This is a genomic window from Staphylococcus sp. HMSC34C02 (genome assembly GCF_001838705.1).
In the GTDB taxonomy this organism is placed as follows: Bacteria; Bacillota; Bacilli; order Staphylococcales; family Staphylococcaceae; genus Staphylococcus; species Staphylococcus borealis.
This window is the reverse complement of record NZ_KV838550.1, coordinates 1-14,319: the sequence shown is the minus strand read 5'-3', so window position 1 is coordinate 14,319 and position 14,319 is coordinate 1. Positions and strand designations below refer to the sequence as shown.

Genomic DNA, 14,319 nt, shown 5'->3' with positions numbered 1-14,319 from the left:
TATTTTGAGCGACGCTTTAATTATTAATGATAAAAAAGTGGATGATATTTATATCGAAAGAGGGTTCAAAATACCCTCTTTTAATTATGCTTTAGAAGTCGAAGAAGTGCCAGGTAGAGCTGGTGGTGTATTAAAAGATAGAAAAATAGGCGCACTAGAATTTGAGATACCTTTGATAGTCAGAAACGATACTCACACAAGTAGAGATAGTCAGAAAACACATGACGATATCATAAATGATTTAGTAAAAAGAGTGGATAGTGATAAACCAATTAAATTGCAGTTTGAAAGTCAAAATTGGTATTGGAACGCCTATATCACTGGTCCTTTCGAATTAGATAAAGATGTAGGAATGCAAGCTGAACTCTCTCTAAAAGTTACATTACTTGATCCATATAAATACGCAGTAGAAGGTACTAAAAACACAGCTATTTCTGACCAAGTATCAGTGGTAAGTACAGGGACAGCAGATAGTCCTATCATTGTTCAAGCAACAGCATTAAAGAATGCGAGTTATTTCTCTATCACGAAGAATGACGAAGATTATTTCATGATTGGTGATGACGATTTAGATAAGAAAGTCGAAGATTATACACCGACTTTATTTAATGATGAGATGCGTTCTTTCTTTGGATGGACTAAAGTCACTAACGGTACTATTAACGATAATGTAACTGGTGGAACAGTTGGTGGTTCTATGGCAATGAGTTCTTCAAAAGACGCTTTTATGCTTGATGAAAGTAGCATTACAAGTACAAGTGGATGGAATGGCGCAGAATATAAGCATTCATTCGGTAAAAGTACTCAAGATTTTAGTTCGACAGTTAAAATACACGTTAATCAAGGTAAAAAAGGTGCTACACATGCAACTCAATATATATACGACACAGATAACCGTGTGATTGCTTCTATTGGTTATAGCAACCCTAGAGCAACACAAAATATAGGCACAATACACGTAACGCTATTCGACCAAAATGGTAATCAAAAGAAAATATATAGTTATACAAACGCACCTAAGTTTTACACATGGAAACATATAGTAATTTATATGCGTTTAAAACGCATTGGAGATAAGTTCTATATAAAAACATGGAAATATGACGAAGTAGACTATCCTAAACGAATTACGCCAGTAGATGTGACAGAAAAGGTATTTATTGATAGTGGAAACTTCTATCAACGACCTATATCAGCAGTAAGTATCTATATTGCTAAAAATGGCAGTAATTACCATATGCCTACAACAATTTTAGGTAGTTATAATCATGAAATATTACCTAAACCACCTAAAGCAAGAGATTTAATCATCAAAAAAGGTGATTTAATCAACATTAATATGGAAGAAAAGACAGTAACGATCAATGAAGAGCCTGCACTCGATTTAAAAACATTTGGTAGCGACTTCTTTAACATAAATAAAGGGATGAATGAATGTATGATTTATCCAGAAAACACATATGACACGACAGTATATTGGCAAGACAGATATTTATAGATTGGAGGTGAGATAGTGAAGAATGTAGGAATACATGTACTTGATTTTAATGACAATATTATTGATTTCATTAGTCAAAGTGATGGTGCATTGATTAATGCTGAAATGAGTATGAATGTAGAAGAAAAAACAGAAACTTTTGATTTTACAATTGAAAATACTCGAGCAGAGAAATTAAGAGAACGCAATCGTATTATCGCTCAAGACAATAACGGTACATTCAGGGAGTTTATTATCATCCACATTACAGATAACTTCGACGGTACAACCGAAATTGAATGTAATGCAAGTTACTTAGAAGATTTGAAAACAGCAAAACCAATTAAACCTGGTAAGTTTGAAGCACATACAACAACACAAGCGTTACTCAAAACACTTGCTGATACAGGTTGGGAAGTATCTGATGATACAGAATATGGTGGCAATCGTACAACGTCATGGACTTCTCATACTAATCCGTTTGATTTAATTTACATGCTTTGTACTACTTACGACATGGTCCCTAGTTTTTATATCGAATTAGGCGCACATACTGTTGAACATCGTTATGTATCAATCACTAAACCTAAAAACTTGTTCAAAGGTAAGGAAATCACTAAAGGTAAAGACTTAACAGGTATGACAAGAACGATTGATCTATCCGAAGTGAAAACTGCTTTACTTGCAGTCGGTCCTGAAAAAGAAGATGGCTCAAGAATTGAAACCGTTGTAGTAGATAATGAAGCACAAGAGATTTTCGGACTACCTAACCGTTATATTTGGGATGTATATGAGCCTGAAAGTAATGATGAGAATATGACGCTTAAACGTTTGACTACCCTTGCTAAAACAGAACTCAACAAACGTAACCAAGCAGCGATAAGTTATGAAGTATCATCTTTAGACATCCATAAATATTATAACGATGTAACAGTGTGTCTAAGAGATATCGTCAGAGTGAAAGATAGAGATTTCAGACCACCTTTATATATAGAGGCGGAAGTTATAGGTATTAAGTACAACTGGTTAGCAGATGAGAGTGAATTTACATTCGGTAATGTTATTGAATACGAAGAAACAAAACTAAGAGAGTTCTTCACTAGAAAACTTGATGAAATCACTAAAAAACTTAATGATAATATTTCCAACGTAAACACAATCGTGAGTGATGTTGTAGCTGGAGAATTAGAATATTACGAACGTAAAATATTTAAAGGTACTGAGCCACCAGAAAATCCACAGAACGATACATTATGGTACGATACTTCAAATCCAAATGTTGCAGTATTACGAAGATATTGGAACGGAAAATGGATAACTCAAACAGCTGATGATGTAGAAAAAATCGGTGGTTTAAGACGTGAGCAAGTGATGTATCGAGATTTAAATAACAGTTTTATCAATTTAACTATTCAACATAGTAAATTACAAAATGATGTGTACGATGTGTTAAATAATGAATATCTTGTTAATGATGATTTAAAAGGTAATTTAAATCAAGCACTATCAGATGTAGATAATGTATATCAAGAGATTAAAACTAATTTAGATAGTATAGATGAAGATACAGCTACAATAGGAAAATTAGTTGATACACAAACGTTATTTACAGTGTATCGTCAAAAGCTACAAACATTATATAAATACGTTACTGACGCTAAAATTTCTATTGATAAACGGTTGAAATTACTTCAATCACAATATACTGATGAGAAGTTTAATGATGCTATGGATAAAATAGCTCAAACGTTACCTAATGGTCGTTGGGATAGTGAAAATCAACAATTATATGCTGATATTCCTAACGAACAAGAATTGAGTAATTTAAAGCAAACACTACAAGACTATTACGACGGAAATATAAAAGAATTAGAAGGGCGTTTGAATAATAGTGTTGATAGTAAAGTAAATATAGCAAAAAATGAAATAAGCGCGAATGTAAAAAGTGTTGAGAATAAGGTTGATGGAGTACAAACGCGTGTAAACACGACAGAAAGTAACATTTCCGCTTTAAAAGGTCAAATTAGTTTAATGGCTAAAAGTGATGATGTAGCACAAAAATTAAGAGATGTTGACGGACGCTTAACACCTTTAGAAACGACTGTTAAATCAAATAAAGCAACACTTGATTTATTACCAGATCAAATCAATTCAAAAGTGTCTAAACAAGATTACACAACAGATCAAAACAATTTAGTCACACGTCTTAATAATGCAGACAGCGAACGCAAACAGTTATCTAATTCAATTAGTGATAAAGTGAGTTTAAAAGAGTACGAAAATGGTTTAGACCTAGTTAAATCTACAAATCGAAATTATTTACAATCATATTATTCAACCACACAAAATAGTATCGGAGGTATAACAAAAACCCCTTATTACGTAGAGTTAAACGCATCTCAGAGAATTAATTTTTATTTTTACGATAGAAGTAACGGTGGCAACCCGTCTTTAAAACAAGATACTGACTATATTTTAAAAATTCACGAAAGTAGTTCAGATATTAAAATAGGGGTTTTTTATAAGAAGGGGTCTTATACAATTGTTGGTTATACAACTGATAAGGTTATACGTTTCAATACTGGTAATAGAAAAGATATTCTGATAGTTGCCATTTCTCAATCTAATGAACAATATATAGGCAAAATCAGTTTATATGAAGGTACAAAAGAACTTGATTGGTCTCCTGCTCCGGAAGATATTGAATTATTAGGTTTAACAGCAGAAACAAACGCAAAAGCATACACAGATGCTCAAAAGAAAGATACAGACGTTAAACTCACAAAAATGAACACCGACATTTCTCAAAACGGTAAAGATATTCAGTTGCGAGCAACGAAAGAAGAATTTAACGCAACCAATAAAACGTTAAGTAAAACAGTTGCAGACTTTACTACAAATGTTGCAACTGGTATGACATTCACTTATAACGAAAACGGCACAATTCAAGCAATGAATATTGGTAAGGACGGCATTAAATTACGTGGCGATAAAGTAGACATCACAGTCAACAAAGAATTTAATGTTGTTGCTAATAAAGTTGATAATAAAGTCGGTAAAGATGAAGTGATTAATCGTTTAAATTTAAGTCCAGAAGGCTTAGATATCAACGTTAATAACATTGGTATTCGAGGCGGGGATAGTGTTGATTATTTAGATATTAGAAACAATTCTATCCTGTCTTATGGTTCTTTCACACGTACTTGGGCAAATGAAACTGATACCGCTAATTTAAGACTAGGTATTCAAGGCGGTACTGTAAAAGTACAAAATAGAACAACTGGTTATAACTTATATTTAACCGAAAAAGGTTTATCAACAATGCTTGCTGGTGCTGGTGATGAAACAGCAGGTACATTAGAATTTCATTCTACAAAATATAATGATACCTCTCGCGGTGTACGATTACATTCTACTTATGGTGCAGTAGCATTAGAAAGTGATTACAGTCGTATTATTTTAAATGCGAACTTAACTGTAAATATTGAAAGTAACTACGGTATTTATTTCAGACCTTATCGTGATAACCGAACTGGAAACAATGAATTTGCTATGTATGTAAAACAAAACGATAGTGGTGCATACACAGACGGTGTTCTTAAATACGGTAATGTTTCAAGCGATACGTCACAATATGGTTCAGGAATAAGATTTAGTAAAAGTTCTATTAACAGTACAATTTATGCTACCAATAAAGATGGTGATATTGGGACAGGTCATTTCTTTGCGGATAAATTATATGGAGATTTAACTGCTAAAGGAAGTAATGCTTATATTTTAGTAGATGACGCATTACGTATAACCGATAAAAAAGGTTACAACAACGGCAATGTGAAATATAAAGATTTACAATGCTTAGATGTACAAGCGAACTCTATAAGAGTTAATACTGCTAAAGATTTCTATATCGGCGTATCTACAAACGAATTACGTGTTACAAACAACTTATTCTGGAACGGTGGCGATACTGGTTACAAACCAGTTAGAGCATCAGCCTTCAACAACGCATCACTCGAACAATATAAAACAGATATTAAGAAGTGGGACTATGACGCTCTAACTGTCATCGCTAATGACTTAGATCTTTATCAATTCAAATATAAAAATGAAGAAGGTAAAGAAAAAGGTTTAAACCATAGAGGTGTAATTATCGGTAGAGATTATAAAACGCCTGATGAATTTATTTATGGTGATGGCGTTAATATTTATGAAATGGTTACATGGGCACTTAGATCAATACAACAACTAAACGAAAAAACAAACACATTGGAGGAACAATTAAATGAACAATCAATTACAAGCTAATCCAAGTTATGTTATCGAGGAGTTAGTTACTCAAAACGCTAAACTTTCACAAGAAAATGCAATGTTAAGAGCAGTAATTAGAGAGCAAGAAGAACAACAAAATAATGAACAAACAAGTGCTGAAGGAGAGTAACCTTTAGCACTCTTTTTATACCAAATTTTAGGAGGAATTTATCATGGCAAATGAAATCGTAAAAAACACAGAAAGTTACATCTTAGTACAAGTGAATGAAAAAGGAGAAGAAGCTGTTTTAGATAACGACTTCAGAGGTCAATTCTATCCAACTAGTAATGTAAACATCGCAACTAAATTTGATAATTTAGATAAAGTTAAAGCACTTGCTGAACGTTTAAATAGTCTAAACGAATTAAACTATGAGTTCGGTATTATTAGTGAAAAAGTGACAGTCAAACCAGTTAAGTTAACAACTTTATTAGAGTACGTGAAAGAAACAACTGAAACTAACGCAGAATAGAGGTGCAAGAATGGAGTATAGTCAAGGACGCGACTATGAAACAAGAATAAAAAGACTTGAAGATAATGACGAAAGGATCTTCGCATCTTTGGAACAAATAAAAGATGGTCAACATAATCAAGAACTAATCAATCAAAAAATGAACTTCACTCTAGATAGTATAAATAGAGAGCGAGAAATCGATAAAGAAAGTAAAAGAGAAAATCGTAAAAACATTAAAGAAATGAAACGTTTAATGTTAGGTATGGTTTTTTCAGTGGCAGGTTCTATTATCTTTGCTGTCATCAGAATGGTATTCGGCATATAAGGAGGTGATTGATATGTTTAAACTATTCGCAAAAGCTAGTTTCTGGACTTGTTATTGGTTTGGTCAATGTAAATAAACAAATTAAGTCGACACTTATGTGTCGGCTTTTTATTTTGAATAAGGAGTGAATTAGATGAAGATAAATTGGAAAAATAGATTTAAAAATGGTGCTACTTTATCAGGCCTAATTAGTTTACTACTATTACTCATAAAACAAGTAACTGAAATGTTTGGTATTGATCTATCGCATCAACTTACACAAATAAGTGGTATTATTGGTACAATCTTAGCAATTTTAGCTGGTTTAGGTTTAATTACTAACCCTAACACAAAAGGCTTATCTGATGCTGGCATTGATTTAGAATTAAACAAACCACGTAATCAAGATACACATCCAGTAGAATTTAAAGCAGATGACAAAGAAATAATTATACCCAACGCACTCACACCTAAAGAATACGACACATCAGAAGAATTTACAGATGATACTGATGAAGTTACTCCAGATTATTCAACAGGTGGCGGCTCGCTTGATGATGTGTCAGAAGAAGAACAAGATAACTCATCAGATAAAGCACTAGTGGAGGTTGATAGTGATGAAAACACAAGCAGAGATTAATAAACGGTTAGACGCTTATAGAAAAGGCACAGTTGATAGTCCATATAGAGTTAAAGTTTGGACGAGTTACGATAACCGTTTCTATCCAATGGAACCGGGCTGTATCGATGTAGACAAAAGTTTCCACGCTCAATGTGCTGATTTAACAATCGACTATATTTTGTGGCTTACTGATAATGAGTTTAGAATTAGAGGAAACGCAAAAGATGCAATCAACCCTAAAAAGAATAAGTTGCCAGAAGGATGGAAAATTGTTTTAAACAGACCTTCAACAGTTCCTAGAAAAGGTTGGATAGCTGTTTTTACTGATGGAACTTATTGGGAGTACGGTCATATCGGTATTGTTTATGATGGTGGTAATACAAGTCGTTTTCAAATTTTAGAGCAAAATTGGAATGGCTGGGCTAACAAAAAACCTAGCTTACGTTGGGATAATTATTATGGTTTAACTCATTTCATTGTTCCACCAGTAGCTAAAGAAAACAAAGTTGTTTCATCAAGCAAACAACAAGCGCCTAAACAAAAGGTTAAAAAAGCATCTACTAAAAAAGAATTACCTAAAATCACTAAACACATCACTGGTTATAGTATGGATAAGCGAGGATATAACCCTAAAGGTGTAGTTATACACAACGATGCAGGAGGGATGAACTATAAACAATATTACAACAACTTAGTTAATGCTAACTATGACCGTTTGGCTCGTGGTATCGCTCATGCATATATTGACAGAACAGGCATTTGGGAAGCAATTGATGAAAGTCGTATTGCATGGCATGTAGCAGATGGCACTCGTCCTGGAAGTGGTAACCACGATTTCTATGGTATCGAAGTAAACCAATCATTACGTGCAAGTGATAAAGAATTCTTAGAGAATGAACAAGCTGTTTTTCAATTTGCAGCAGAGAAACTTAAAAAGTGGGGACTACCAGCAAACAGAAATACTGTTCGTTTGCATAATGAATTCAGTCAGACAAGTTGTCCACACAGAAGTATGGTGCTTCATACTGGTTTAGATCCGTTGTATCACTCAATTACTGAACATGCACGACTAAAATTAAAAGACTACTTTATTAAGCAAATTAGAGCCTATATGAATGGTAAGAAACCAACTTCTAAAGTAGTTGTAAGCAAACCGGGCAGTGCTTCTACACCAGCTACACGTAAAGACGCTAACGGTTATAGAGAAAATCCACATGGAACGTTATATAAAGAAGAACACGCAACATTTACTGCAAATGCTAACATCATCACTCGTTATGTTGGACCATTTACTAATCTACCTCAAGCTGGCATTTTAAAAGCTGGTCAAACAATTATATATGACGAAGTAATGAAACAAGACGGTTATATCTGGGTAGGATATACAGCGTATGATGGTAAACGTGTTTATTTACCAGTTAGAACATGGGATAGAGAGACAGATAGTGTAGGTAAATTATGGGGAGTAATTAGTTAGATGTGTTATAATAACAACACGATTTTTATTCCATTCACTGGGGACAAGTTTAGTGCTTGTCCCTCTTTTTTTATGCTATAATAAAGATACCCAGTTTGTGATAATTAAAATAATTATCAGATTTATAAGAGGCAACACTATATTCTAACCACGTTCTTATGAGCGTGGTTTTTTTATTTTAACCGCCTCGATTTCGATACGGTTATTCTAAACCCGTCGAATTCGACGGGTTATTTTATTATGGAAGTTTGTTCACTCAACATTTATGCATGTACCGCCAAAATTATCTGACGATTGTTCTACTAAAGCAACGTGTTGACCTTGTGCTGCTGCATATTTGGCAAGTGTTTTACCTGCTTTACCGAAGCCAATAACTAATAAATTATAATGTGTCATATATTGTGTCCTCCTGAAGTGTATCTTTGATGACGTCGTTAATTGTCAAGTTACGATAAAAGTTGCGCACTAGGGCAGTTTCTTGCGCTTTATATTTAGTCATAGTGGTTGCAATATGCTTAGAAATCGTACAATGACTCTCTTCACTACCAGTGAAAATACGTTGCGCAGGTGATTTATCTAACACAAAAAGTTGATACAGCGTATCTAACGTAATCGTGGGTGTAATCTCATTCGCACGATAACCACCGCTTTTACCGCGACGTGTATCAATAAATTGTTGGTTATTTAGTATTGTAGCAACGCGTCTTAGTTGCACTGGATTAAGACAAGTAAGTGTTGCTAATTCCTGACTATTGAAATGTTCCTCTGAGTGCTTAGTGAGAAAGCTAAGCACGTGTACTGCAATGTTAAATTCTAAATTCATCGTATACCGCCTTTAATGTAACTTGATTAGTTACATTAAAGTATATCTTATATAAAATGTCAATATGAATGACTTAATCAGAATGGGGTAAACTACAAGTAGTAATATTTGAATAAAGGAGCGAGTATGAATGGCAGATTTAGTACAATTAGGTAAATCAGATGTTCGTGTATTTCCAATCGCATTAGGTACCAATGCAGTAGGTGGCCACAATTTATATCCAAATTTAGATGAAGAACAAGGGAAAGATGTTGTGCGCAAAGCAATTGATAATGGTATTACATTGCTCGATACGGCATATATTTATGGTCCTGAACGTTCGGAAGAATTAGTTGGCCAAGTGGTTCAAGAATACCCACGTGAACAAGTGCAAATTGCGACGAAAGGTTCTCATGTTATTAAAGATAATGATGACGTCATTCAAAACAATGACCCAGATTATTTAAAACAACAGGTTGAGAATAGCCTGAAACGTCTTCAAGTAGATTATATTGATTTATACTATATTCATTTTCCTGATGAAAATACGCCGAAAGATAAAGCAGTTGCAGCGTTAAAAGAACTTAAAGATGAAGGTAAGATTAAAGCAATTGGGGTCTCTAACTTCTCATTAGAACAACTTAAAGAGGCAAATAAAGATGGCTATATAGATGTAGTGCAATTAGAATACAACTTATTACATCGTGAAAATGAAGATGTAATGGCATACGCGGCTGAAAATGATATTACATTTATTCCTTATTTCCCACTAGCGTCAGGTATCTTAGCTGGTAAGTATGAGGAAAACCAAACGTTTGATGATCATCGTGCGCCTCGTCGTGACTTCCAACCAGAGGTATTTAATGATAATGTGCGTCGAGTGAAACAATTGCAAAGTATTGCAGAAGCCCACAACACATCTATCGCCAATGTGGTTCTAGCATTTTATTTAACTCGTCCAGCGCTAGATGTAGTAATTCCTGGTGCAAAACGTGCTGAACAAGTTGTAGAAAATATTGAAGCGGCTAATATTCAACTAACAGATGATGAATTGAAAAAAATCGACGAACTATTTCCGATTGAATAACAAACGCGGATATAAAATAAATTAAAGTAATTTAAGCTCTTACACCGTTTATATTTGTGTAAGAGCTTTTTTAGAAACTTGAATAAATAGTAATGATTCTTTTTTATTTTAGGAAAATGTACATATATCATATGAAATAAGGGTACTAGGCAAATATGCGAAATATTAAATTAATATGAAGTATTGATGTAGCGAACAAATTAAAAATAATGGCATATTTTAAATATAAATTAAGAGAGAGGGATAGACATGATTACAGTTTTATTTGGAGGCAGTCGTCCAGAGGGGAACACAGCACAACTTACTAAGTATGCAATAGAAGGATTAGCCTATAATTGGATTGATTTAACAGATTACCAATTTAATCCTGTAAGAGATTTCCGTCATGATAATAAAGACATTACTAATTATACAGACGATTATAAACACATCATTGATCAAGTATTAGAAAGTGATACGGTGATCTTCGCATCACCAGTTTACTGGTACAGTATATCTGCATCTTTAAAGGCATTTATTGATCATTGGTCTGAAACAATGGTTGATCCAAATTATAGAGACTTCAAAGAACGAATGGCAAAGAAAGATTTCCGTCTTATTTTAGTTGGTGGAGATTGTCCAAAAGTGAAAGCAAAGCCTTGTATTACACAAATGAAATATACGTTAGATTTTATTGGGGCTGAACTTAACGGTTATATTATCGGTACAGCTGAACGACCAGGAGATATTTCGAAAGATACATTTGCATTCGAAAGAGCTAAAGAATGGAATGAAACACTAATATAGATTTTGATGAAAGGTACGACAAATTACATCGATAAATACGCTATATTGAGCGATTGTATAACTACTGTGATATAATTTCATTATTAATTCCATAGTAAAGTCAGGAGAATCAAGTATGTTTAAAGTCAGAGAAGCCACATCAAATGACGTCGTAGCAATTAGAGATGTTGCTACTAAGGCATGGTATAACACATATTTAAATATTTATGCAGCATCAACAATTAATGAACTATTAGCTGCTTCTTATAATGAGCAACATTTAAAGAAACGCTTAGAAGAACAATTATTTTTAGTAGCCGTGGATAATGATGAAATTATAGGCTTTGCTAATTTCATTTATGGTAAAGAACTGTATTTATCTGCGCATTATGTACATCCAGAATATCAACACAAAGGTTACGGTTCTAGCTTACTTAAGCAAGGATTAGAACAATTTGATGGTAAATATGATGCAGTATATTTAGAAGTTGATAATAAAAATAAAGGCGCTATTCAATATTATCAAAATAATGGTTTTGAAATCGTACGTTCTTATCAACCAGAAATGTATGGAGAGCAAATGGATTTAGCTTTAATGAAGAAAAGTATATAATCCCTATCACTATACTGTAATGAGAGGAAGGATTTATTTGACGCAAACACCTTATGTTGAACAGAAATTAGCTGAAGAGAAGGTATTTAAAGACCCTATCCATAAATATATTCACGTCAAAGATCAACTTATTTGGGATCTCATTAAAACGAAAGAGTTTCAACGTTTACGTCGTATTAAACAATTAGGTACATTATATCTTTCTTTTCATACTGCAGAGCATAGTCGATTTGGTCACTCTTTAGGTGTATATGAAATCGTACGTCGTATGATTGATGAATCATTTGTTGGGCGTGATGCGTGGAATAATGCAGATAGACCATTAGCTTTATGTGCAGCATTATTACATGATTTAGGGCATGGTCCATTTTCACATAGTTTTGAAAAGATATTTAATACAGATCATGAGGCATTTACACAAGCCATTATTACAGGACCTACTGAAGTGAATGAAGTCTTAAGTCGTGTATCTGATACTTTTCCTAAAGAGGTCGCGGATGTTATTAATAAAACACATCAAAATAAACTTGTCATTTCTATGATTTCATCTCAAATTGATGCCGATCGAATGGATTATTTGCAAAGGGATGCTTATTTTACTGGTGTCTCTTACGGTACATTTGATATGGAACGTATTCTACGTTTGATGCGACCTTCAAAAGATGAAGTACTCATTAAAGAAAGTGGGATGCATGCTGTAGAGAACTTTATAATGAGCCGTTATCAAATGTATTGGCAAATATACTTTCATCCGGTTAGTAGAGGCGGGGAAGTTTTACTAAATAATTGTTTGAAACGTGTCAAGCAATTGTACAACGAGGGTTATCATTTTAAAATGTATCCTGAAGATTTTGTTCCTTTCTTCGAAGAGAAGGTTACAATCGAGCAATATGTTGATTTAGATGAAGTCGTAGTGCTTTATTATTTAAAGCGATGGATACAAGAAGATGATGCCATTCTTAGTGATTTAGCACGTCGTTTTATCAATAGGGACTTGTTTAAATACATTCCATTTGATGGTTCAATCATTACTATTACTGAACTGCAAGAGTTGTTTATAGAGGGACATATTGATCCTAATTATTATTTCGTTAGTGAAGCTTTCTCTGATTTGCCTTATGATTATGATCGACCAGGATCTAATAGACAACCAATACATTTATTAAGACGTGATGGTAATATTAGAGAAATTAGTAGCCAATCACTTGTTATTTCTAGTATTACGGGTATTAATCGTGAAGATTATAAATTGTACTATCCTAAAGAAATGATTCTTAATATCGATAATCCACAAATTAAGGGTTCAATTATTAATTTACTTAATGAATTGAATTAAGCCATTGAAACTTTAATATATAACACATAATATAGAAATTATGAATTTAAGTTTTCGGAGGTGTCACGTGTGTCTGAGAATAAAGGTTTTAAATTTAATATTATCAAGAATGACCCGCTTGACGGACATAAAGGAACGAATATTGGTGCAATTAGTTTAGATAATATTGCCCCAGTATTTATAGATGTAGCTAATAAAGAGGCGTTTATTGATATAGGCGGTATGCATGCGCGTGCTCAAGTTGAAAAAGGTGTTAAATGGATAACTGACAAAGCGGAAGTCGAAGGCGAAGAAGCTAAAGAATATTGGCTTTGCTGGGTGACAACTGAGCGTAGTGAAACTGGACCTTATTATGCCGGTGTTACTGCATGCTATTTATTAGTTAACAAGTCTATACGCCGTGGTTATAAGAGTATGCCTGAACATGTCAATATGATGGATAAGTCTATGAAACATAAAATTATGATTGATCATATTGGCGAAGAAAATAAAAAAGTGTTGAAAGACTTTTTAATATCGCACAATGAGGATATGTGGAATAATTCGAATGACGAATTATTCAAAGCTTTTGAATAGTATAAACAGTACTAAGCGTGGGACGCTATTCTTAATAGCCAGTAAGTGAATTTTAATAAGTTCATTTACTGGCTTATTTTCATTCATTGATAAAGTATGTCAGTCTCATTTCGCTTAAGTTGTAAAGAAATTCTTAGATAGATATTCACTCGTTTAAGTTGTTTCGCTTTCCTGTGGGAAAGGCTCTAAAGTAGTTCTTTGATTTTAATCATTAGAACTACTTGAGTCTGGGACATAAATAATATAATAATACTATTTAGCAATTTCGCAGTAGCTGACTGAACTGAGAAGACGCTTAAATCAAGCTTTCTCAGTTCTAGTCATCCTTGCGGGGGTGGGACGACGAATTCAAAAGAATTCTGTCCCGCTCCCTCCTCAACCCCAGCTTGCTTTGTTTGTAGATTTTCATATTGAAAATCTCTTTGCTGGGGCCCCGCGCGCAAAAATATTCGTCATTCATCTTTAGAATTTCTTACTTAAGTGCTTTAGCACTTAAG

The 14,319-nt window shown here is 33.6% G+C and carries 13 protein-coding genes and 1 pseudogene; 12 read left to right on the top strand and 2 right to left on the bottom strand.

Annotation, left to right across the window (positions count from 1 at the left end):
* The first annotated feature begins 4 nt into the window (after positions 1 to 4).
* From HMPREF3239_RS00245 to HMPREF3239_RS00220, 7 genes are all read left to right on the top strand, one after another.
* A complete protein-coding gene (locus HMPREF3239_RS00245; RefSeq protein ID WP_070854268.1) occupies positions 5 to 1,498 on the top strand; it encodes a phage distal tail protein in 1,494 nt (497 codons plus the stop codon).
* 15 nt (positions 1,499 to 1,513) lie between these two features.
* Positions 1,514 to 5,782, top strand: a complete 4,269-nt coding sequence (locus tag HMPREF3239_RS00240) for a phage tail spike protein (protein WP_070854266.1) — start codon at positions 1,514 to 1,516, stop codon at positions 5,780 to 5,782.
* The gene (locus tag HMPREF3239_RS12370; protein WP_037540968.1) at positions 5,760 to 5,915 is read left to right on the top strand and encodes a hypothetical protein; all 156 of its coding nucleotides are present in this window, start codon (positions 5,760 to 5,762) and stop codon (positions 5,913 to 5,915) included. Before HMPREF3239_RS00240 ends, HMPREF3239_RS12370 begins: the two co-directional genes overlap by 23 nt.
* Before the next feature lie 43 nt (positions 5,916 to 5,958).
* On the top strand, positions 5,959 to 6,258 hold the full coding sequence (locus HMPREF3239_RS00235) for a hypothetical protein (protein ID WP_053028085.1): 300 nt from the start codon (positions 5,959 to 5,961) through the stop codon (positions 6,256 to 6,258).
* 10 nt (positions 6,259 to 6,268) lie between these two features.
* A complete protein-coding gene (locus tag HMPREF3239_RS00230; protein WP_070854264.1) occupies positions 6,269 to 6,565 on the top strand; it encodes a DUF2951 family protein in 297 nt (98 codons plus the stop codon).
* 133 nt (positions 6,566 to 6,698) lie between these two features.
* Positions 6,699 to 7,184, top strand: a complete 486-nt coding sequence (locus tag HMPREF3239_RS00225; RefSeq protein WP_053028084.1) for a phage holin — start codon at positions 6,699 to 6,701, stop codon at positions 7,182 to 7,184.
* The gene (locus tag HMPREF3239_RS00220) at positions 7,162 to 8,643 is read left to right on the top strand and encodes an SH3 domain-containing protein (protein WP_053028083.1); all 1,482 of its coding nucleotides are present in this window, start codon (positions 7,162 to 7,164) and stop codon (positions 8,641 to 8,643) included. Before HMPREF3239_RS00225 ends, HMPREF3239_RS00220 begins: the two co-directional genes overlap by 23 nt.
* A gap of 258 nt (positions 8,644 to 8,901) precedes the next feature.
* Here HMPREF3239_RS00220 and HMPREF3239_RS11920 read toward each other — a convergent pair.
* Positions 8,902 to 9,039: pseudogene (locus tag HMPREF3239_RS11920) on the bottom strand (dihydrolipoamide dehydrogenase); the annotation flags it as partial.
* Positions 9,026 to 9,466, bottom strand: a complete 441-nt coding sequence (gene hypR, locus HMPREF3239_RS00215) for a redox-sensitive transcriptional regulator HypR (RefSeq protein ID WP_070854262.1) — start codon at positions 9,464 to 9,466, stop codon at positions 9,026 to 9,028. The pseudogene HMPREF3239_RS11920 and the gene hypR, both read right to left, overlap by 14 nt.
* A gap of 130 nt (positions 9,467 to 9,596) precedes the next feature.
* On the opposite strand from hypR, the gene HMPREF3239_RS00210 reads away from it, so the two are divergent.
* From HMPREF3239_RS00210 to HMPREF3239_RS00190, 5 genes are all read left to right on the top strand, one after another.
* Positions 9,597 to 10,532: an aldo/keto reductase gene (locus tag HMPREF3239_RS00210; protein ID WP_070854260.1), complete on the top strand. Its 936-nt coding sequence runs from the start codon at positions 9,597 to 9,599 to the stop codon at positions 10,530 to 10,532.
* A gap of 249 nt (positions 10,533 to 10,781) precedes the next feature.
* Positions 10,782 to 11,318, top strand: a complete 537-nt coding sequence (locus tag HMPREF3239_RS00205; protein WP_053030781.1) for a flavodoxin family protein — start codon at positions 10,782 to 10,784, stop codon at positions 11,316 to 11,318.
* Between the two features lie 115 nt (positions 11,319 to 11,433).
* Complete coding sequence (locus tag HMPREF3239_RS00200) at positions 11,434 to 11,910, top strand: GNAT family N-acetyltransferase (RefSeq protein ID WP_070854259.1); 477 nt, start codon at positions 11,434 to 11,436, stop codon at positions 11,908 to 11,910.
* A gap of 19 nt (positions 11,911 to 11,929) precedes the next feature.
* Positions 11,930 to 13,246 (top strand): HD domain-containing protein, encoded by a 1,317-nt coding sequence (locus HMPREF3239_RS00195; protein WP_176747931.1) that lies wholly within the window; start codon positions 11,930 to 11,932, stop codon positions 13,244 to 13,246.
* A 69-nt stretch (positions 13,247 to 13,315) separates the two neighbouring features.
* Entirely contained in the window at positions 13,316 to 13,822 is a 507-nt protein-coding gene (locus HMPREF3239_RS00190) for a YwhD family protein (protein ID WP_053030775.1), read from the top strand.
* Positions 13,823 to 14,319: the final 497 nt, after the last annotated feature.

Coding starts and splice junctions, on each gene's coding strand:
- HMPREF3239_RS12370 (WP_037540968.1), top strand. CDS start 5,760: ATGAACAATCAATTACAAGCTAATCCAAGTTATGTTATCGAGGAGTTA.
- HMPREF3239_RS00235 (WP_053028085.1), top strand. CDS start 5,959: ATGGCAAATGAAATCGTAAAAAACACAGAAAGTTACATCTTAGTACAA.
- HMPREF3239_RS00230 (WP_070854264.1), top strand. CDS start 6,269: ATGGAGTATAGTCAAGGACGCGACTATGAAACAAGAATAAAAAGACTT.
- HMPREF3239_RS00225 (WP_053028084.1), top strand. CDS start 6,699: ATGAAGATAAATTGGAAAAATAGATTTAAAAATGGTGCTACTTTATCA.
- HMPREF3239_RS00220 (WP_053028083.1), top strand. CDS start 7,162: ATGAAAACACAAGCAGAGATTAATAAACGGTTAGACGCTTATAGAAAA.
- hypR (WP_070854262.1), bottom strand. CDS start 9,466: ATGAATTTAGAATTTAACATTGCAGTACACGTGCTTAGCTTTCTCACT.
- HMPREF3239_RS00210 (WP_070854260.1), top strand. CDS start 9,597: ATGGCAGATTTAGTACAATTAGGTAAATCAGATGTTCGTGTATTTCCA.
- HMPREF3239_RS00205 (WP_053030781.1), top strand. CDS start 10,782: ATGATTACAGTTTTATTTGGAGGCAGTCGTCCAGAGGGGAACACAGCA.
- HMPREF3239_RS00200 (WP_070854259.1), top strand. CDS start 11,434: ATGTTTAAAGTCAGAGAAGCCACATCAAATGACGTCGTAGCAATTAGA.
- HMPREF3239_RS00195 (WP_176747931.1), top strand. CDS start 11,930: ATGAGAGGAAGGATTTATTTGACGCAAACACCTTATGTTGAACAGAAA.